This window comes from Clostridium sp., from assembly GCF_051650885.1.
Lineage (GTDB): Bacteria > Bacillota > Clostridia > Clostridiales > Clostridiaceae > Clostridium.
On record NZ_JBOFRG010000367.1, the window covers coordinates 13,491 to 33,921 of the forward strand.

Annotated in this window: 26 protein-coding genes; 1 reads left to right on the forward strand and 25 read right to left on the reverse strand. The window is 29.3% G+C overall.

Annotation, left to right across the window (positions count from 1 at the left end):
• Nucleotides 1–24: 24 nt before the first annotated feature.
• The 24 genes from ACRC28_RS18540 to ACRC28_RS18655 all read right to left on the reverse strand — a co-directional run bounded on the left by ACRC28_RS18540 (nt 25) and on the right by ACRC28_RS18655 (nt 18,646).
• Complete coding sequence (locus tag ACRC28_RS18540; RefSeq protein ID WP_438544935.1) at nt 25–177, reverse strand: hypothetical protein; 153 nt, start codon at nt 175–177, stop codon at nt 25–27.
• A 68-nt stretch (nt 178–245) separates the two neighbouring features.
• On the reverse strand, nt 246–1,952 hold the full coding sequence (locus ACRC28_RS18545) for a DHH family phosphoesterase (protein WP_438544936.1): 1,707 nt from the start codon (nt 1,950–1,952) through the stop codon (nt 246–248).
• 11 nt (nt 1,953–1,963) lie between these two features.
• On the reverse strand, nt 1,964–3,016 hold the full coding sequence (locus ACRC28_RS18550) for a toprim domain-containing protein (RefSeq protein ID WP_438544937.1): 1,053 nt from the start codon (nt 3,014–3,016) through the stop codon (nt 1,964–1,966).
• A gap of 240 nt (nt 3,017–3,256) precedes the next feature.
• Nucleotides 3,257–5,770: a DnaB-like helicase C-terminal domain-containing protein gene (locus ACRC28_RS18555; protein WP_438544938.1), complete on the reverse strand. Its 2,514-nt coding sequence runs from the start codon at nt 5,768–5,770 to the stop codon at nt 3,257–3,259.
• 12 nt (nt 5,771–5,782) lie between these two features.
• Nucleotides 5,783–6,271 carry a hypothetical protein gene (locus tag ACRC28_RS18560; protein WP_438544939.1) on the reverse strand — a complete coding sequence of 163 codons (489 nt, stop codon included), beginning with the start codon at nt 6,269–6,271 and terminating at the stop codon, nt 5,783–5,785.
• 4 nt (nt 6,272–6,275) lie between these two features.
• The gene (locus ACRC28_RS18565; protein ID WP_438544940.1) at nt 6,276–6,557 is read right to left on the reverse strand and encodes a hypothetical protein; all 282 of its coding nucleotides are present in this window, start codon (nt 6,555–6,557) and stop codon (nt 6,276–6,278) included.
• Between the two features lies 1 nt (nt 6,558).
• Complete coding sequence (locus ACRC28_RS18570) at nt 6,559–7,221, reverse strand: 3D domain-containing protein (RefSeq protein ID WP_438544941.1); 663 nt, start codon at nt 7,219–7,221, stop codon at nt 6,559–6,561.
• A gap of 73 nt (nt 7,222–7,294) precedes the next feature.
• Complete coding sequence (locus tag ACRC28_RS18575) at nt 7,295–7,477, reverse strand: hypothetical protein (protein WP_438544942.1); 183 nt, start codon at nt 7,475–7,477, stop codon at nt 7,295–7,297.
• A 40-nt stretch (nt 7,478–7,517) separates the two neighbouring features.
• A complete protein-coding gene (locus ACRC28_RS18580; protein WP_438544943.1) occupies nt 7,518–7,826 on the reverse strand; it encodes a DUF7296 family protein in 309 nt (102 codons plus the stop codon).
• 26 nt (nt 7,827–7,852) lie between these two features.
• Complete coding sequence (locus tag ACRC28_RS18585; protein ID WP_438544944.1) at nt 7,853–8,107, reverse strand: hypothetical protein; 255 nt, start codon at nt 8,105–8,107, stop codon at nt 7,853–7,855.
• Between the two features lie 47 nt (nt 8,108–8,154).
• The gene (locus ACRC28_RS18590; protein WP_438544945.1) at nt 8,155–8,400 is read right to left on the reverse strand and encodes a hypothetical protein; all 246 of its coding nucleotides are present in this window, start codon (nt 8,398–8,400) and stop codon (nt 8,155–8,157) included.
• Nucleotides 8,401–8,464: 64 nt separating this feature from the next.
• The gene (locus tag ACRC28_RS18595) at nt 8,465–8,695 is read right to left on the reverse strand and encodes a hypothetical protein (protein ID WP_438544946.1); all 231 of its coding nucleotides are present in this window, start codon (nt 8,693–8,695) and stop codon (nt 8,465–8,467) included.
• 77 nt (nt 8,696–8,772) lie between these two features.
• Nucleotides 8,773–9,636, reverse strand: coding sequence for an alpha-amylase family glycosyl hydrolase (locus ACRC28_RS18600; protein ID WP_438544947.1), 864 nt, complete (start codon nt 9,634–9,636; stop codon nt 8,773–8,775).
• 101 nt (nt 9,637–9,737) lie between these two features.
• The gene (locus ACRC28_RS18605) at nt 9,738–11,840 is read right to left on the reverse strand and encodes an AAA family ATPase (RefSeq protein ID WP_438544948.1); all 2,103 of its coding nucleotides are present in this window, start codon (nt 11,838–11,840) and stop codon (nt 9,738–9,740) included.
• 51 nt (nt 11,841–11,891) lie between these two features.
• Nucleotides 11,892–12,191, reverse strand: coding sequence for a hypothetical protein (locus ACRC28_RS18610; protein WP_438544949.1), 300 nt, complete (start codon nt 12,189–12,191; stop codon nt 11,892–11,894).
• A 27-nt stretch (nt 12,192–12,218) separates the two neighbouring features.
• Nucleotides 12,219–12,422 carry a hypothetical protein gene (locus ACRC28_RS18615; protein ID WP_438544950.1) on the reverse strand — a complete coding sequence of 68 codons (204 nt, stop codon included), beginning with the start codon at nt 12,420–12,422 and terminating at the stop codon, nt 12,219–12,221.
• A 13-nt stretch (nt 12,423–12,435) separates the two neighbouring features.
• Nucleotides 12,436–12,687 (reverse strand): hypothetical protein, encoded by a 252-nt coding sequence (locus ACRC28_RS18620; RefSeq protein ID WP_438544951.1) that lies wholly within the window; start codon nt 12,685–12,687, stop codon nt 12,436–12,438.
• Nucleotides 12,688–12,752: 65 nt separating this feature from the next.
• Nucleotides 12,753–13,703, reverse strand: coding sequence for a hypothetical protein (locus ACRC28_RS18625; protein ID WP_438544952.1), 951 nt, complete (start codon nt 13,701–13,703; stop codon nt 12,753–12,755).
• A gap of 78 nt (nt 13,704–13,781) precedes the next feature.
• A complete protein-coding gene (locus ACRC28_RS18630; protein ID WP_438544953.1) occupies nt 13,782–14,528 on the reverse strand; it encodes a phage antirepressor KilAC domain-containing protein in 747 nt (248 codons plus the stop codon).
• Between the two features lie 111 nt (nt 14,529–14,639).
• Nucleotides 14,640–14,870, reverse strand: coding sequence for a hypothetical protein (locus ACRC28_RS18635; protein ID WP_438544954.1), 231 nt, complete (start codon nt 14,868–14,870; stop codon nt 14,640–14,642).
• Nucleotides 14,870–15,904: a hypothetical protein gene (locus ACRC28_RS18640; RefSeq protein ID WP_438544955.1), complete on the reverse strand. Its 1,035-nt coding sequence runs from the start codon at nt 15,902–15,904 to the stop codon at nt 14,870–14,872. The genes ACRC28_RS18635 and ACRC28_RS18640 overlap by 1 nt, the downstream gene beginning before the upstream one ends.
• A 234-nt stretch (nt 15,905–16,138) precedes the next feature.
• Nucleotides 16,139–16,795: a hypothetical protein gene (locus ACRC28_RS18645; protein WP_438544956.1), complete on the reverse strand. Its 657-nt coding sequence runs from the start codon at nt 16,793–16,795 to the stop codon at nt 16,139–16,141.
• A 47-nt stretch (nt 16,796–16,842) separates the two neighbouring features.
• Nucleotides 16,843–17,949 (reverse strand): hypothetical protein, encoded by a 1,107-nt coding sequence (locus ACRC28_RS18650; RefSeq protein ID WP_438544957.1) that lies wholly within the window; start codon nt 17,947–17,949, stop codon nt 16,843–16,845.
• 64 nt (nt 17,950–18,013) lie between these two features.
• Complete coding sequence (locus ACRC28_RS18655; RefSeq protein ID WP_438544958.1) at nt 18,014–18,646, reverse strand: helix-turn-helix domain-containing protein; 633 nt, start codon at nt 18,644–18,646, stop codon at nt 18,014–18,016.
• Nucleotides 18,647–18,989: 343 nt separating this feature from the next.
• On the opposite strand from ACRC28_RS18655, the gene ACRC28_RS18660 reads away from it, so the two are divergent.
• A complete protein-coding gene (locus ACRC28_RS18660; RefSeq protein WP_438544959.1) occupies nt 18,990–19,655 on the forward strand; it encodes a hypothetical protein in 666 nt (221 codons plus the stop codon).
• A gap of 292 nt (nt 19,656–19,947) precedes the next feature.
• Here the strand turns inward: ACRC28_RS18660 and ACRC28_RS18665 are convergent, their stop codons facing one another.
• Nucleotides 19,948–20,280 carry a hypothetical protein gene (locus ACRC28_RS18665; protein WP_438544960.1) on the reverse strand — a complete coding sequence of 111 codons (333 nt, stop codon included), beginning with the start codon at nt 20,278–20,280 and terminating at the stop codon, nt 19,948–19,950.
• Between the last annotated feature and the right edge of the window lie 151 nt (nt 20,281–20,431).

Genomic DNA, 20,431 nt, shown 5'->3' on the forward strand with positions numbered 1-20,431 from the left:
GAGAAATTTATCTCCTTTTCTAAATTATTTTTTTTCTGTTATAAATAAATGACCAAACTTATCATTTAATTCTTTTGCCACACTTGCTCCATGTTTCTTTGCAACCCATCTACTTAATCTTAAGTATTGTTCCTTTACTACTTCTTCTTCTGTTGTTAATACTACTTTTTTTGTCATTTTAGCACCTCTTATATTTTATTTCATTTGTTATTCTATACTACAACTAAATATTTGTCAACTATTTTTTAAAAGAAATCATCAACTTCTACTTCTTCTTCCTCCAGTAACTCTATATCTTGTATAAAGATACAGTTGTTACCTCCCATAAAGCTTCTCATAGGTTGTCCTACTATATTGAACCTTAAAGAGTTCTTATAAGTATAGTTTATCTTCTCTATTAGAGTTTTGTCAGCGTTAAATAAGAACATTTCTACACCATTACTATAAAAAGAAATCATAGAACCTTTTACTTTAATTGAATTAGTGAAAATGTTGGTATTCTCTAACCCAAGTAGTGGGTATTCAATCTTTCCACCAAACAAATAAGTGTTCTCTATTATATCATCTATTACTTTTGCACTAGGTTTCTTTCCTATGTTTGCTACTTCATATACTGTCTCTTCGCTCTCCATCGTCCTACTCTTGTCAATGAATGATTCTAGCTCATTGCCCTTAATACTTATACCAAAAGCGTTGTTATGACCTATTGACCTTATACTTCCCCATTGAGCAGTTAATCTATTAAAATCTGCTGTTAATTTATCGCTACTTCTAGCAGAACCTCTATAAACCACTTCATTATCTATTACTGTTTTAGATAAAACTAAACTCGGTTTATTATAAGAGTGAGTAAGTTTATTAGCTATTAGTCCAGAAAGAGTAGCTATATCCTCTCCTACTGCTATTACTATTTTATCATTTTCTATTAACTCAATCTCTTGTAAAGCCTTGTCCACATATTTCTTTTGTTTAGCTTTAACTTTTTCTAATTGTTGTTTCATTAAAGCGTAACCAGTATGTTCTTCTGGAACTCTTTCAAATTTGTTAGTTGCTTTATTCTTTCTTCTTTTCATTACTGTTTGCTTTTGTGCCAATTCTTCATTACCTACCAGAGCTTCAAATAATCTAGTTTTATGTTGCATATCTCCTACTCTACAAACACTATTAATTAGAGAAATTATTCCAAAACTTAAATCCATAGGTCCTACCGTTCTATCAATTCCTTCTACAAACAGTTTAACAAACTCATTACTCTTAACATTTTGTAAGCCTCTCATAATCATATATCTTATATATTTGTTAGTTACATCACTACAATCTCCTATTTGTCCTAGTGCAGCTAATACTGAACATTTGCTAATTACTTCTTCTGTAGCTAAAGCAGATACAAATATAAACGTTAAACCAGCTCCAGTAAGTTCTTCACTAGCCCATCTATTTCTTCTGTCCTTAGGATTAACTAGGCATATTCTCTTGTTACTATCATATCTCAACTCATTATTATTTTCTATATCGTGGTGGTCTAATATTATAACATCTATCCCCATACTTGTTAACTCTTCTAATTGCTTAACATCATTTGTACTTGAGTCTGGAAGTATCACTAGGTTAGGATTATGAGACTTTATCAACTCAAAAGCCTTTAAATCCTCTATTCCATGTTGCTTACCACTATGGAAGACTGTTATTATATTTGGATTCATTATTACCAGTTGAGCTGATGAAGATACTCCATCGACATCCACATCTTGTAAATTTACAATTGTACTTCCTAACTCAATATGCTTCTTATACATATCTACTGCTGCTCTCCCATTGTACATCTTGTCTACTGTAACCATATCTTCAATTTGAGGATTTGCTAATAATAATTGCTCCTCTTTATTTAAATATAAATCTAATATTCCTTTAACAATACCTTGTCCACTTTTTACTTCACATTTCATTTTCATAATAATCACTCCTAAATTATATTAATTCTATTTTTCATTAATTCTTTAAACACTTCTTCACCTTTATCCACTGGGGAATCTTTTAACTCTAATAAGTTATGTTTGTTGTCCCATAAGATACTTACATTAAACTCATTCCTAAGCTTGTCTACTATAGTTGCCCTAAGTTTCTTAGCTTGAATCAGTTCCATTGTTTTATCACCAGTCTCAAACTCTTTATCATATGCTATTATTACATTTTCTACCCCCATTTTTCTTAACATCCTAATTTGTTCTTCTGAAATCTTAGTTCCATATGTTGCTACCCCTATGCTTGGATAAGAAGTATAACTGTGTAGCTTCAAAACTGACTTTTCTCCCTCAAATAAAATCGCACTTTTATACTTAACAATATCGCATTTATTCTCATAAACACCATACAGTATGCTATTAGAAGGGAAGCTATAATCATTATTTTCGTAAAATAAGGGTAGGTATTTTGACACTTCGTTATTCTTTCCTCTAACTAAGTTACGTACTCTTATTCCTACTAACTCACCTTGTACATTAAAGTTAGGAATTACAATTCTGAAACGTTCTGAACAAAATCTGATACCAAACTTCTTCATTGTACTATAAGTTATTCCTTCTTCTAACCAACCTTCATAATACAACTCTTTAAAATCATTTAATACTGTTGCATCATAAACTTTAACCTTTTTCTCTTCATACTTTTTACTCTTTAGCTTGTCCAAAAAACTTAAATCCTCTTGAGTAGTTAAATTAGAAAAACTAGTGTCAGTTATGCCCACAATATTACACACCCATAATAAAGTCTCGTAAAAGCTTAATCCTTTTACCTTTATTACTAAGTCTATAATATTGAAATTAGGTTGCTCACACCCTGTATAGCACGTGAACACCTTCTTATCATCATAATACACTAGTTTTCTACTATCTCCTCCATGACATATAGTCTTAGATTGAATATAGTTATTAAGTTTTTGTGGTTCAGCTCCTAATTCTGTTAATAATAGAATTATATCTGTCTCAGTTAAAGCTTCAACTAAATCTTTAGCTTTCATTCTCCCACCAACCTTTTTTCTAGCATAACTATATTATATACTAAGTTGGTGAGAAAGTCAACTATTTTATTCCATTTGGATACAATTCTTTTAATATGTTATTCATTCGTTCTCTATTAACTTTATTCGTATTATAGCCTTGTTTCTTCAACAAGTTGTTTACTAGAGTATTTCTACTCCAGTATTTAAAATCACAACTTGGTTTACCTCTCCAAAACTCAACTAAATGTTTGACATCTTCTATATACAAGCTCCGTCATCACCTTTCTTTATTATTAAATCTGGTATCTCTTTAAGATTGAAGTTATAATCAGTACAGAAACAAACTTCTTCTCTACAATTACCAAGATTCATTTTTGTAAATATATATATTAGTTTTAACCCTAATCTGTTTTTATATACACAATGTACATAATCTGGCTCTTTATAATTAGTATCTGGGCTATCTAATATAGGTCTTATCTTTTTCATAAAGTCTTCATTTAAGTTTGTAAGTATAATTCCAGTATCTACTTTATTTGCAGTTGCCTTACCTCCTGCAAGTCTAGTTGAACCGTATCCTTCACCTCTCGAAAGTTGAGTTGAAGAAACCATATATACTTGATACTTTTTAGCTAGTTGCTTAAGAGTTTGAGCAAACATACAAAGCATCTCATCTCCTCTTAGTTGCATACCATATAAATCATTATAATACTTATTCATTTTTGGAACAATTTGTAAATAATCAAAAAATACTACTTTTATATTGTGCTCAACTATATGCTTTTCTATTATTTCCTCTATATCTCTAACACTGAAATCCTCTATTTCTTCTACAAATATATTGGCTTTAGTTAACACTTCTTCTGCTTTATTTAATCTTTGAACCTCTTGTGGTGTAAAGTTACCTTTGTTAATAACTGATGTTTCTATTCCAGATACACTAGCTAAGAACATTGTAAGTATCTCTTCCTTTTCTAACTCTGTTGAGATATATAATACATCTTCGCTCTTGCCGTTATCAATCCAACCCTTATTAAAATCATACCATTCTTCACAAGCTAAGTATGCTGCATCTGCCATCATTGTTCTTGATTTACCACAATTTCCAGTAATATTAATTGTATTGTTATATCTTAACACTAACATACCACTTGGAACAGTGAAACAATATTTATACCCATCACTAGATTTAACTGGTGTTATTGGAGCTTTAGTATTTGATTTCATAGAACATTTAGTTCTACTTGTAAAAGCCACATTATATGTTATGCTTTTTGTGATATAGCTTGTCCCTTTTTTTACTTTTCCTCTTCTATCATCTAATTTTATCGAGGCTCTAAATCCTCTAGTCGTTGCACAATATTGTATGAAATCTGCACTTTCTTTGATAGTAGTTGAGAAACTTCCTATTCTGTTGCCATTACCTTTACTTCCATCCCACTCCATTACTTCACTCCAAATAACATTAAGTTGCGAATCGTTGCAACCATACCAGTATTCTCCATAGTATTTGTGTTTTTTAGGAGCGTGGAATAAATAAGCAGTGTAGCCTTCTGAACTCTTACAAGTTTTCCACTCTATATTTGCTTCTTTTAACAGAAGCTCTAATCTCTCTTTCTTTCTCTGTTTCTTAAGATTAACTCTACATCTATTATCAGTCTTGTTCATAAAACTACCATCTGCAATAACCATTACCATTACTCTGATTTCCTCATCAGTTAGTTCAATCCCTTCTCCACTATGATTAAAAGTTGTAAAGAATTTTGCTGTGAATCCGTTTTTTGCTTTTTCGTGTCTTTCTCTAAATTCAGTAAATGGCATTTTTTCTAATTTGTTAAATGATTCTCCTCTAGCTATTGCTAAATCATGGTCCTCTGAAACTACTTGGTGTACTCCATATTTGGTTTTAAGCTCAAACATATCTTCACACTCTTCTTTGATATATCTTTCTGGAAGAACCATCTCCCCTTTGCCATCTTTAGTGTATTGCATTACCATACCACCATCATAATCTGCTATCCTAGTCCAACCCTTACCATTGAAGTATTCTGTATTAGCATCTACACACCCTGTATCAGCTGACCTTAATAAAAATCTTCCTGGTTGCATACCTAACATTAAATTATTATATTTTAGATTTTGGAACGGTAATCCAATACTTGGTTCTTCTTTCTTTCTTGAGAAGAAGCCTTTGATTTCTTCCTTAACATTAAAGTTAGGTATCTCTCCAGGGAAGTCCCAACCTTCATTTGTTTTAGCATTTTGCAATTTAAAGTGTTCCACTATCTCTTGCTCTGACATACTCTCTAGCTTTTTACTTATCTTTTCTGCATATAAGAAATCATATTGAGCTTTTTCATAATCAAATAGTGTTCTAATATCTACTAAGTTGTCATAATAATGTTTTAATAGAGCATTTTTTCTAAGTTTGTTGTAGTTGATACTAAATGTTTCAATGTTAGCTAACTCTATGCAGCTATCTACAAACTCTATTCCTTTATTCTGTAAAAAATACTCTAATTGATTAGGATATGCTCCTAAATAGTTAGCTATATCTTTAGAAGTTATACTCATAAGTGTGTAATCTGAATCAACCATATTGTTAATAGCACTAAACACTATCTTGAATAGTTTGCTATTGAAGAAATCTACCTTTATACTTATGTTTGTTTCTCTCAGTAATGAGCATTTTTTACATACACTTCCTATAATTGAAGCTACAACGTGTTTATTCTCTAAAGCTTGGATTGGTTCTCTCTTAAATTCGTTCATAATTCTCTCCCCTTAATCAAAAATAGACATATCTATTTGTTTTAAATTATTATTTTTCTTTCTCTTAGTTGCAACAGCTACTTGAACTTCTTGTTTCTTTATCTCAAATTTAGCTATTTGTTTTTGTTTTTCTTGCAACTCTTTATAAGCTTGTACCATTTGTAGATGATAGTTGCCTATTAAAGTAATACCATATTTTAAATCTAATTTCATTTTCAATCTATTAACCATATAGTTTAGAGTTAATCTTTGTTCTCTATAACTTATGTTATATTTCTCTTGAAAATTGTTAGCTTGTTTTTGTATCATTGGAGTAACATAAGGAATATCAAATATTACCTTAATATACTCAAACAATTTTGTTCTCTCTTCAACAAACTGTCTTCTAATTTGGTAACAAGAAGGGCAGTAGTTTTTACCACCATCTTTTACCAACTGGGACTTGTCCCACTTTTTATCAGTCTTTAAACATTCCTCTCCATAACATTTGCTCAATCTCATATTACTACCCCTTTACTTTTACTACTGTTATGTTATCTAGTTCTATAACAATTTTATAAGCCAATACTTCTTCTCCATCTTTCTTAGCTATTACATATCTATTGTTATCATCTTGCTCTATGCTTAGCATTATTCCTTTTTTAAATAATTCTATTTCCACATCTCCAACATTTTCTTCTACTACACCATAGTTAATCCCTATTGTTGTTATAACCTCGTTAGTTCTCTTGTTTATTGTTCTCACTATCTTCTCTCTTATTAAATATTCCATCTCAAAATTTCCCATCTTATTTTACCTCCAAGTATACTTCTACTTTCCTTCTACCAAATTTGTTGGCTTCTGCCAATGTATTAAAATAAATATCTATCTTGTTTCCTTTTATAGCTCCTCCAGTATCACCAGCTACTCCAGTTCTGAAACTTCCATCGGGCATTTTAACCTTAATCTTTGTTCCAAACTTTATCCAACTGTTGTCTATTGCAAATACTCCTAGTCCTGGTCTCATACCACTTGCTGTAACATTTCTATTACCTTGGAATTCCATACCATCTTTTGCTCTAGGGTCATTAGGAGCATATCCAGTAGCTTCAAATATATATTTTCTATATTCTACTCCACCTCTGCTAACTACTTTGTTATTGTTAGTTGTTGTTTGCACTGCTCTTTGCTTCTCTTTATTCTTTTTGGAGAGTAACTCCTTTACTTTTTCCAAATGTTTGTTTGACTCCTCTAATTGATGTTTAAGTGAGCCTTTTTCTTTTTCTAAAGTTACCAGTTCTGAGTTCATTTCTTGTGTTTGCTTAAACAAATAGCCATTTTCACTTTCGACTTGAACTACCTTACTCTCTAATTCTTTTATTCTGTTACTTATTTTTTTATAAACACTCATACCACCTATTATAGTGGAGGTTATTACTACCATTGTTATTACTTTTGCTGTTCTACTCATTCTTATTATCCCCTTTCACTTTATATACTTATTATAGCAGAAAAAAAAGGGCTTGTCTACCCTTTTTTCAAAATTATTTTACATGAATCAATCTAAAATGACATTCGTACTCTTCTATTTTATTTACATATTCAGCTTCACTAAGCAGATTCCTTCTCTCTCTACCCATTTCAATAACCACTTTCATTCTACTTAGTTCTTCTGAATCATATTCCATTAATATATCTCTTAATTCAAGAGCGTTTATTTTTTTCATTTTACTTTTTCTCCTTAAAATTATATTTTTATTTACACTCTTACTTTAATTTATATCTACTCTTTTTACCATCTAAATAATATATTATTGCTTCATCATTCCTATAAAAATAGTCTTGTTCTTCATATAAATTCTTCCCCCATATTGAAGGGTATTTTTTTTTGCTATGACACCTATCTCTCCATCTTTCGCCACAACATGGGCAAAAATCACTATAGTTTTCAACTATTGCTTTCATTTTTTCATTAGCCTCGTCTTCATTATTAGCCTCTATTATAATAAAATGAGCTACATCATCATTTACAATAAAATATCCCTCACTATTATTTTGGTTATACGTATAAAACATAACTGCTCCTCCTTAAAATATCCTTTTTATCTATCAATCTCAAACTCAAACTCATCTAACACTCTATCAGCTACTATAAACATTGTTCTACCTAGAACACCTTCTTCTGTTCTTTCCATTCTAATTTCAATAGGGTGTTTTCTTTCTCTTGCTAGTTCTGCATACTCCTTAGGTGTAAGATTAGGTGGATAGTTCAAGTGCTTTACTAAGCACTCTCTTATCCAGTCGTTTAACTCGCCTTGTTGTTGGTTTATTATTCTCTCTATTATACTATTAATCATATTCCACCTCCATAAAAGTATCTTTTTATTTGTATTTTGAACTATTTTTAATCACTTATTCCAATCCACTTGAGATTTCTTAGAACATAATGTTCTTTTCTATTTAAATATATATCTTTTTGTATTTCCTCTAAAGAATCTCTTTCATAATATTTACCATTTCCATCTATGCTCATTAAACTATATACAGTTTTAGTTCCGAATATAATTGGTGTACTAAACACTATATAAATTCTCCCTGTATATATAGACTTTATAAAATCTCCAACCTTTATATCTATAGCTCTCTCCATATATATCTCCTATTTACTACATAATTTTAAAGTATTATTCATAAAAATCATATTTTATTTGTCATTAATACGTTTTCTCACTTATTCCACAACTCTTAATACCATCCCAAAAACATGCATCGGTTTCAGAATCAACTCTACAATATCTACATCTGAAAGCTTCAACTTGTATTGGTATTTCTTTTTCACAGAAATCTAAATATTTAGGTATTATTTTCCAATTTACTCTATTCTTGCAATCGTAACAATAATCAGTGTTCTTTGGAATATATTTTTTCATTGCTCTCTTTTTCATACTACCTCCTACAACTTGTCTTACTATATTAGTATTATAATATAAAAAAAGAGATTATGCAACCTCTTTTACTAATTTTAACCCATATTATTTGAATTTTTAATTATCTCTTTTCTCCAACTATCATTATAAGGTCTACAGTAGAACATAGTGTTAATTGCATAGTTGCATAATATATTATACTCACTCATAATCAATTCGTCACTCATTTTCCTTGTATAACCTACTCCATCAGTATTTAAGAAAGTATCGTGATTTTCTATGTTTAAAACCATTCTACTCTTATCTTGTAGTGAGTTCATACTCATAACATAACATAGTTCAGCGTATTGTTTTAATATCTCTTGGTCCTCTTCAAACAATACCTCGCCTATATACTCATACTTGCTCATAACATTTGTTAGGAATGTACCTCCCTCAGAAGGAAGTCTATAATGTTTTGCTTGGTCTAATCTGAACATATCAACTCCACAAGCCACTAACTCATCTAAGAACCTAATACAAAGCTTCTGATAACCTTGGTCCTCATAATCTAGCATAGGCATACCACAACTATTATCAGTTACTTCTGCTCTGTTATTCTCATTATATAGCCTTGGTCTTTGAACAACATAAGGTAATAATTCTTTATCAACTACTTCATTAGGTTTATCACAGTCAAGATTATCAGTTCCTACGTGTCTTAAGACAACATCTACTATAACTTTTAATCCTAGCTTATGTGACTCTCTACATAGCTCAATTAAATCCTCTTTACTTCCTATTTGACTATTGCCTATAGTTAGTGAACAAGGTTGATATAATAACCACCAATCCACTCCATTATCTTTAGTACGTTGTATCGGGCTAGTTTGTATATGAGTAAAAGATTTACTCTTTATCTCTTGTAGATTGTTTGTAATATCTGCTAACTTCCAGTTAAATGTTTGAATTATTCTCATAGTTATACCTCTTTTTTATATTTTGTTTTGTTCTATATATTAATTATAACAAAAAAGAAGGTTTGTGCAACCCTCTTTTAAAATTAATTAAATATTTTTTTCTATAATGCTCTTTTTAATTTATCTACTACTGATTTAACTACATCTACTTGCTTTTCAGTACAGTTAGATAACTTATTACCTACACCAATAACACTTTCTGTTATTGATACATATTCTGCTACTCTTCCAACTTCTTTATACTTAATAGCTAATCCTTTTGCTTCTTCATATAGTTCATTGAAGTTTAACTCTACTACTTGTACCTTTTCTTTAGACTCTTTCTTATCGTTTGGAATCTTATCTACTGCTTTCTTTAATTCTTCTCTTAGGTTTTCTGCACTAGATTTAATTATTGGATTTACACTCTCAAACGTACAACCAGCTCTGTATTGTAATGTTTCTCTTAAGTGTAAGAATCTTTCTTCGTTTCCGTTCTCATCTAAACCAATATTCATAAATACAATGTTATCAACTTGGTTTTCTACTACTGTTAAATATCTTGGATGTAAATCTGGAACATATTGTTCTACTTCAAAGTATTCAACTTTTACTTTTCCTTGTCCTTCTATTTCCTCTTCAACCTCAACTTTTCCTGCTCCAATACTTTCTGCTGCTTCTTTAGTTAATTGGTTAATTGGAACTCTTAATGTATGAGTTGAACTATGTCCTGCAAAAGCAAAGTTATAACCTAATTTAGGTATCATTTGTATTCCATCTCTCCAAAATCTCTTAACATCTGCCCAATCCTTACCGTAGATTGTTGTAAGTTCTCCTAGAGTATTTTCATTCCATTTAGCAGTAGTAAATTGCTCACACATAACTGCTAAGTTATCTAGTGTATCTATTATAATTGTATCAAATTTTTCTTTAATTTGTGGCATTTGTAATTGAGACATTACATTTAAGTAATCTGACCAACTGTTAATTCTTAATACGTTTGCTCCATGTAAGTGTTTGAATCTATCTTCTGTAAATAAGAATAATGCTCTTTCTCCATATAAATCGTGCAAGAATTTTGTATTATGAGTTACTATATAATCATTAGTTAAATAAAGCTCTTCATAATTTGAAACCTTGATACACATCATTTCTGCTTGTCCAACTTTTTCTATATTTACTATTGAGTTTGCTCTGAATTTAAAAGTATTATTCCCAACCGTTCTATTATTCCATCTTTTTGAGTGTTTAACACTTGAAAAGATTTTATACTGACTATAAATAACTATTGTAAATTCTTCACTAGGTTTATCTTCTCTTTTTCTACGCTTAACTTTACAATTCATACCCAAACTTCTACACACTTCCAAAAAGTCTTTTGTTAGTCTCTCAGAAGTTGTTGTAAAGGTTATAGAATTTTTTCTTAAATCTACACTTCCATCAGTATCAACTAATCCTCTTATTAATTCTAATCTTTGTTCTATTGAACCTTCTTTATATTCTGTTGGTATAAATTTTTCCCCAGATTTTTTATTATTTAATTCTAATCTAGTTAATTCTTCATTTATATCTTTTATCTTTATATTTTTTTCTGAATAACTAACTCTTGCCACATTATTATAGTTATGTTCTGAGTGCCATCTAAAAACTATATCCAATTCATCAGATAGTTTAGCAACTAAATCCTCTTCATCATTTGAGAAATTTATACAACTCTCATCCATAGTTAGACATCCATCTCCAATTAACAAACCTAAAGCGTATGGTGATATTTTATACTCTTTTTCCTCTTTATAGATAGCTTCATTTAAAGGCACTCTGTATTTGTGTTTAGTTATTTCTTTACCTTTGTACTGTGTTACAACTTTATAATCTACCATCATTTCTTTAAGAGTTTTGTTGCAAATATTTCTTCTGTCTAAATTTATATAAGGTATTATGTGCTCTTCATTGCAGAAAAATTCTCTTCCATCGCACAGAGTAACTTTATAATTATCAATTACTCCTTGTGGAAAAATTCCTGTTACTTTTGTAGGTTTCCCCATTCTGTCATAAACCTTATCCCCTATTTTTAAATCCCCAAATTTCATTTCACCATTTGGTGTAGGAATAACAGTATCAACTGGTTGGGCTTTACCTACCTTTGACTTTCCGTATAGTAGCATTGAGTAGTTCTCTATATTTGAATCCATTTTTTGTGGTTGTATATCCATTAAATTAATCATATTAAAATCTCCCTAAGCTATATTGAGGATTACAGCTAACCTATTATTTATTTACTTGTTCATATATATTGAAGTTAATCTTTCTATCTCTTCTTTTAAACACTCTTTGTAATCTATGCACTCTTTACATAGTTCTTCATCAAACTCATCTTCAACAATTTCTCCTGCATCTTCTACGTGATATGAAACTATAAAATTCACATTCACAAACACTTCTTCCCCATCTACGTTAATCAGTATGTGTCCATCCTCTTCTGCTAAATCAATATACTCATATACTTCTTGTTTAGAATAAGGAAAAACCTCTGAATATTCTGTCCCATCTATTGCAACTACTGTTAATTTTGTCATATAAATTCCCCCTATAAATTTCTTATTTTATTTGAAATGTGTACCAAACTTAACTTCTCCACAAGCTAACCAGATACCAAATATTATTAACCATAAAGGCTTAAATGTTGTTGTTACTATAACATCTTCGTTGCTGAACAATGATATTAATCCTAATATAAATGCACCAACTCCAAAAATTTTAATCACTATATTAAAAATTATATTTCCATATTCAATTAGCTTTTTCACATTTATCACCCTCTTATTTAATTATTGGAATACTCTTAAACCATTTCTCCATTGGTGCTTTTCTAGCTTGAAATCTCACTTCTCTGTTTTCTTCAATCATTTTTAATATCATTGGATTAGTTTTTGTATCCTTTAGTAATCTTTCTATATCTCTTTTTTCAAAAAATAACTGGTCATTAGCAAATAATAAGGCAATCCCTAATTCTTGTTTACTAACTTCTTTACCATCTTTTAAATCTATAATTATATCTAAATAACTTCTCACTTCTTTCTCTCCTTTACTTCACAATTTAAAAGTATAATGTAGAGGGAACTTAATCCCTCTCATTATTAGAATGGCATATCGTCATCATTTACTGGTGTAAAGCTTGGTTGTGTATCAAAACCACTTGTTGCTCCACCGAATGTAGTTTGTTTTGGAGCTTCTTGACTAGGTGCTCCTTGTGTTGGTTTAGTAGCTTGTACTGTTTTAGTCATTGCAGAAGCATTAGCTACTTGTATATTTCTCTTTAACTCTTGTACTTCTTCTTGTCTTAAGTGTCTTTCCATATTAGGAATCTGTTGACAACCTACTAATTGATAGTTGTTAACAAACTCTTTCTTAACAGAGTCAAAAGATTTAGGTTGAACTCCAAACCCTAGAGCACTTACTTCTTCTTGTTTCTCTTCTACTATCATATAGTTGTTTATCTTCATTGTTATAATCATTGTACTACCAGCATACATTATATTTTTTGCAGTTGGTAAAGACTCTTTATCTACAAAACAGTTTACAATCTCTATCGGTCTTCCTTTATATCCAGAAGAAAGAGCTTTTAATGTTGCTTCTCCAGTAGGTAATCCCATTTCATTGTTCTTTTCTTCAAACCCTTCTATATAAGCTTCTAAATCTATTCTAGCTACATCTTGCTTATCATCTAGCTCAGTTAATCTATGAATGAATTTACCATCAATTGTATTTATTATCATAAGTTGTCCACTTTTATTTTTATATCTATTAACACCTACTGAACCTTCTACAGATACTCTCATTCCTGGTGTTACTGTTTCTTTTACTGTTTTTAATCCCGTAAATACTTTGTTTCCATCATAACAGAATATATTAACTCTTATTGAGTTTACTTTATTTCCATCTTTAACTTCTAATAATAAGTTACCCATTATCTTTTCTCTTTCAGCAGTTTGTCCATCTTTTGTTTGAGTATACTTAACTATTTTCATTTCGTTCTTTTTAACTGTACCCACTATTGTTGCTTTGTTGTTTAATTGTTTAATCTCCATATTTCCTCCTAATTTAAAGTCTTTCGACTGTTGTCTACTCTTATATTATAAGCTTTATTTAAATATTTGTCAACACTTTTATGAAAGTTTTTTTGATTTATTAACTAAGTTTTTTAACAAGTATTCTATACCAGTTATTGTTATTCTAGCTTGTTGGTTGAATTCTGTTTTATTACTTCTATTAGTGAATGGAACATCTTTTATTACCATTAAGTTTTGTTTTATAGCATAACTTGAAGGTACGTTTCCAGTAACCAACAATTTCTTCTCTAATAAATATGGGAATAATATTTTTCTTGGTTGTACTCCTAATTTTTTAGCAGCGTTAGTTATAGTGTAAGTTCCATCTGTTTCTATAAACTTATCATAAACTTCTACCTTTGGAGCTTGTTCTTCGATTGTTCCTACCAACTCTTTTGTTTGCTCTGCTACTTCTATTTCTGTTAACTTAGCACTTGCTATTATTCCAGCTTGTCCACCATTATAAATATCTAAAAGTAATTGAGCTTTATTCTGAACCTCTATCAACTGTTTTTCACACTCTATAAAGTAATTTCTATACTCGTGTGATTTTTCAGTTCTTGACATCATAGCTAAATGTTTTGCAAACTCTAAATTTATAGCAAAATCCTTAGTTTCATTACCGTTCGTCATAAGTACGAACCCTACCCAACTATCATTTTCAGTGAAGAAATCGTTGTTTTCTATATTTTTAACATACCATTTCTTCCAATTTGATTTATCCATACCTAATCCTAAATATAATTCCTTAGCACTTACTAACTTCTTTCCATTTTCTTCTTTAATTCTGATTAACTCTTTCATCTTAACACCTCTTTATTATATTTGGTAACAATTACCTTAATATTATAATATCATACTCTATATAGTTTGTCTACATTTTTTTAAAAGAAAAAAGAGTAGAATTTACTACTCTTACTTTCTAGTTATATTTATTTCCATTAACCTATCTACTCCTTTTACAGTGTCATAGACTATTAATAAGTTATTAATTATAAGTGCTAATATAATTTGTATTTCAAAACTAAATCCATAATCGAACATCTTATTCAGTGCAAAAGTTATAGCCCAACAACAAAATATCCTAAAACATTGTGTTATTATTAACACCACAATTAATATAATTCTTTCTAATATTTTCTGCATTAATAACCTCCTAATGCTGTTACAAGACTTGCTACCCTCTTAGAGATACTCTTTAGAGTTCTAATAACATAAACCTTGTTTCTTTCTATTCTCTTCTTTTCGTCTTCTTCTTTTGAGTTTGACCTATCTAACATTTCTCCAATCTTTGTTTTGCTATGCCCTAATTTCCATAGCTCTAGTATTTCTAATTCAATTTCACTTAACTTACATCTATTTATATATTGCTGTAAGTCATACATTATAATAGTAAAATCTTTATCGTCTTCCATAGATTCACTAGCATATTTTAAACAATGAAGTACGTGTAACTCATTACCTAAGTCTATTTTTTCAAGTAAATTATAATCTGTACTCTCTTTAAAACCGTCAAGTTTCATATTAATAGTACCTTTATATATTCTTTTTGTATCTAGCATATCTTTTTTAATTAAGCTCTTAGCTGTTGTAAGTTTAAATCTTTCTCCAGTAAATTCTCTATTAATAAGTTTGTGATTAATAACATCAAGTAGCACTTGATACTCTCTTAACACTTTACTCATCTCACTATCTCCAACTAAGTCTTTTGAGTATATATCATCTTTCTTATGGTATTTAACATTTTTTTCTTCACCATTTCTTAGAAAGTGTATTACATCTAATCCTATTTCATTTCCTACTCCATTACCTAAGTTTTCATATTGGTTAATAGATAACTCTCTTTTTAGCTCAGAATTAAAATAAGCTGGTGTTCTATAGAAAACATATTGAGTTTCTTTATTCTTTTTCTCTAACTTAACTTCCTCTGAATTTAAGATATAAGTAGCTAGACTCTCAAGCCCTTTACAGATATTGTTGTTTTCAGATAAAGCATCACTCATATTAAGTTCAGATTTATAATATTCTGCAAAATACACATCAAAGAAGTTTGTCCCATTTAACAACTTTCTTATAAATTCCATTCTACCATTTAAATCAGTAATATTGTAATCTAATTGTTTAACTAACCCCAGTAAAGTATCACCATCAATTTTCCCTTTAAAAATCTTGCTTTGCATTTTTTCTACCTCCCATAATTGCTATACTATATTATAGGAATAATTATATAAATTGTAAACATTTTAAAAAATATAGTTGAAAGCTCTGCTTGAAACAAATGTCAAAATGTATTTTGGCATTTAGAGTACAGTAAAAGATTAAAAAAATAGGGTGAATTCGATAAGTGGTTATAAGGTTCACCTTGTTGACCACTATTATATTACCTTCTTGGTCAACAAGTTGTTCCTTATAAATTATTCCATTATAAGTTTATATAAGTAATTGTCGTATTTAATAGCTATTTTAGAAACTTGGTAATACATATACTCACTCTCTAAGTTATAAATGGTATTTTCTCTTAAGTATTGTAAGTCTTTCATTGTTATTTCTTTTTCAAAAAACTTCTTATCTAGTATATCTAACTGATTTCTTAATGCTCTATTTCTGTACCAAAACTCATTATAAGCTTTTTTATCTACTAATACTTTGTTTCCTGTTTTTCTTTCTACACAAATATATAGCACATCATCAAGTTTTTCTAATACATTGTTTTCTAAAAGCTTCTTATCATAGTTTTTTGAAGTGGTTATAGCAGTATTTGTTTTGTTACAAATCTCTTTTCTAGTTCTTAAATCAACTTCTTCAATAGATTTAACTTTCTCTTTGGTATATGTTTTAAAGTTCTTAACATTTCTCACTTTAAACACCTCTTTCAAATGTTCATCTGTATTTTGTTCATACTCTTCATACTCACAATAATAATATATAGTTCTCCATTCTTTTTCTATTTTAATAAGTTTATAACAATTCTTTTGTAACTCTAACTTGATTTCTTCTTCTGTTTTTTTAGACATTGTAGTTTTACTTACTCCAATTATCTCTGATACTTCTTTTTTACTAAATTTGTACATTAACTCACCTTCCTTTTTATATTAAACAAGAGAGGTATAAACCCCTCTTATTGTAAATCTATTATTGACATTGTTTTAAGACCGTTAGGACTAAATACTAAATGTAATGCTTCTGGACTAGATTGTTTATTGATAGCCCTAGCGTAGGGGCACACCCCCACAAATGAGCCACAAGTAACAACGTGCTTATTAACTCCTACTGTTTTAAGGTTACTATTATGATAATGTCCCATTAACACTGTTTGGAAGTCTTTGTTATACTTTTGATAATAAGCTCCAATTACATCATCTGCTTTCTTTTGTGATATTTGGTGTCCATGAACTGCAATAATGTTCTTATCAAATATCTTAAACTGTACAGTATCCTCTATAAACTCTTCATTAATAAATACTCTATCATTCTCTGATAACACATCTTTTAAGTAAGCAACTAAAATGTACTCTACACTCTCTTGAGCAAATGAACCAGCTTTAGCATTAAGAAAACGTATCTCTGAATGATTAGCAACTCCTACATTATAGTATTTAACTTTACAATATTGAGATAATCTGTTTAACCATTCTCCTAAATATCTGCATAACTTTATAACTGATTCTACAACTGTAAATTGGTTAACTTTTAAATCAGTCATTCTCAGTATGTTTTGTATTATATCCCCAGTATTTACTATTACTATTTCATCAAGTTCCTCAAATACAATGTACTCAAACAACCTCTCTAATCTTTCTAAAAATACTGACTCATTATAAGTATTGAATGGTGTAACAAAATCTGCTCCAAAGTGTAAATCTGACATCATTATTACATCTTTCTTTTGTTTAGCTTTATATGAATTTGTCTTTCTTTTAACTTCTAATAATGGTAGCTTGTCCCATTGTTCTCTTAAGTCTTGTACAAAATTTTGTATTCTACCAGTTTGTCTTATATGGTTGTTCTCATCATATTTAGTAGCTGATAACTTAGCTCTTTCTACTTTAATCTTATACTCTTTATCAGTTTGTTTGCTAACTGCTCCATTTACTGGTGTATCAAATGCTTCATCGATAGTCCATCCATTTAGCACTCTTTGATAAATTGCCATATAAGGTAATTCTTTTTCTTTCACCAACTGATTAAAACTTCTTTCTTCACCTTTGTAAATAACTTTTTTCATATTAATTCCCCCTAAGTTTTTTATTATATACTTATATTATAAGCATTTTGCATTATTTTGTAAACTATTTTGGTTGCATTGCTACATTATCCATATATTTTCTGTAAAAATTAAAAGCTTTTGAAGGTATTCTTTGACCTTTATTGTAATATACTTGTATAATATCTCTGAATAAGTTAGAAGAACAGTTAACTTGCCATTTCTTTCCTTCTACTTTGCTCTTGAATAGCTTGTACCCTTCAACTACATTTTCATAACTTAAGCTTGTACACATATCTCTTATAGCTTCATTACTGTCTATTTCAACATATTTTCTTAAGAATCTTATGTTGTTATGTTGCTCTACTTTATGTCTTTTAACTTCTTCTTCTGATTTTATCTCATCTACTTTATCATTAACACTTGCAGTAGTTTTGTTTAAGATAATGTGCTTAGGCTTGTACTTATTATGGTTTCCAAGTTTACATTTTTGTTTCTCTATTGCTAAATAGCCTAAGTCTCTTAAGTGCTTAATAGCTTTCTTAACAGTTGTAATTCCTATAGATAATTCTATCGATATTGTTGATAGAGCTGGATAAGAACACTTCTTATCTTTGTTATATAGAGATAATAAGTAAGTGTATACTCTAAATTGATTAGAATCTATATTCCTATCTGTTATTAATGTGTAATCTAATTTTAAAAATCTAATGTTCATTGTTATTCCCCCTTAACTTTATGTATTTATATTATCACAAAAGGAAAAGAAATACAATCTTTTTTAGTAAATTTTTGCTTATAGTACATAAGATTCTTATATTGTTAAGTCTAAGTAAAGTCTTATAAGGTTAGTCTATCTTATGGGCACCTAACGACCTTTTAAGCTATTAGTTGTTTAGAGCCTATTTTGGAGCTTATAAACGTGAATAAATGGTAAAGAAAAGTAAATTGTTAAAAGTACAAAATATGACCTTTTAAGAAAAAACTATTTTACAGATTTAGTTTACAAAAGTTTGCCAAATTCTATAATATATTAGAATATAAAAAAAGGTGGTAATATAATGAAAAACAAAATTGATAGAGTAATGATTTATAATATGGGTAATGCTATTAGAGCTGCAAAGTATGCTATGGCAACTGATACAAACAAAGTACAAAATAACATAACTAAAATGACTTTAATATTAGGAAATGCTAAACCAAGCAGTGGGCATAATAATTTCTTAAAAGGAATATTAGTTAGTTTTGATATAACATTATCTAACAAGCTATGGGTAGAGTGGGAGAGATATATATTTGCTCCAATAATCACTAGCCAATCAACAATGCACAAGATATGCTCGTTAAACTTAGATGAGAGTTTAAATGGTAGAGTATATAGTTCTACTATTGAACAACTTAAACTAGATATAGAGAGATATAATAACTTGGAAGATAGAAATACAACAGAAGCTAAAGAGCTATACCAAGATATATTATATAATGTTCCTTCTGGAATAGAGTTAACAGCTCACGTAACTACTAACTATATGGCATTAGCTAATATATATAGACAAAGAAAAGGACATAGATTAGATGAGTGGAAACCAATATTAAAAACTTTTGAGCAATTCCCTTATTTTAAAGAGTTATGCTTACAAGATGAGAATAGAGAAGAAGTTATTGGTAATTATCCAGCTAACTGTTATACTGGAGTATATACAGAAAAAGGTTTGAAATTTATTTAAAAAACTTTCATAAATTAGTTGCTATTAATTAGTTTAATGTATATAATATAAATGTAGGGTTTACTTTTAATTATTTCATATGAATCTCCTTACCTCATAACTATATTTGTAAATACCTCCCCTACACAAATTAAGTCGATTTTATCGGCTTTTTTTGTTGCTTTATTTTAATATTATTCCTATAATATAGTACAAACGATAATTTATCTTCATAAAGCCGTACTAACTAATAAGGCGTTTTGGCGAACGTCTTATTTTTTATGCAGAAAAAAAGAGCAGTTATTACTACTCTCTAAAGTGTTTCAAGATAAGGTATTTCTAAAGGTGGTAATCCTTTTAATGCTCTTATCTTATCTATTCTTTTTAAATATCTTGGTTTAGTGTATCTTATCATTGTCATAAGAATATCACAATCTTCTTTTCTTACAAATCTAAATTCTTTGCTGTTAGAAGTAAATACATGGATTATTGTTTCTCCATCTCTCTCTAAAGTGTACATATGCTTTATCTTCTTAACATTTAAATCACTCCTTATGTTTTTAATAACCTTACTCTCATCTCTCTTGCCTTCCATTCTTGATAAGTATCTTTCAATCATATGCTTTGATATTTTATAATTGTTCATTTTCGTTCCCCCTAATGTTTTGATACTCTAATTATAACATATATAGCATAGCTTGTCCATAATAAAATGACCATTTTACTACTATTATTTTGTAAAAAAATGGTTGACTTAAAAATGTACAAGCCATATAATAGTAGTATAATATTAATTA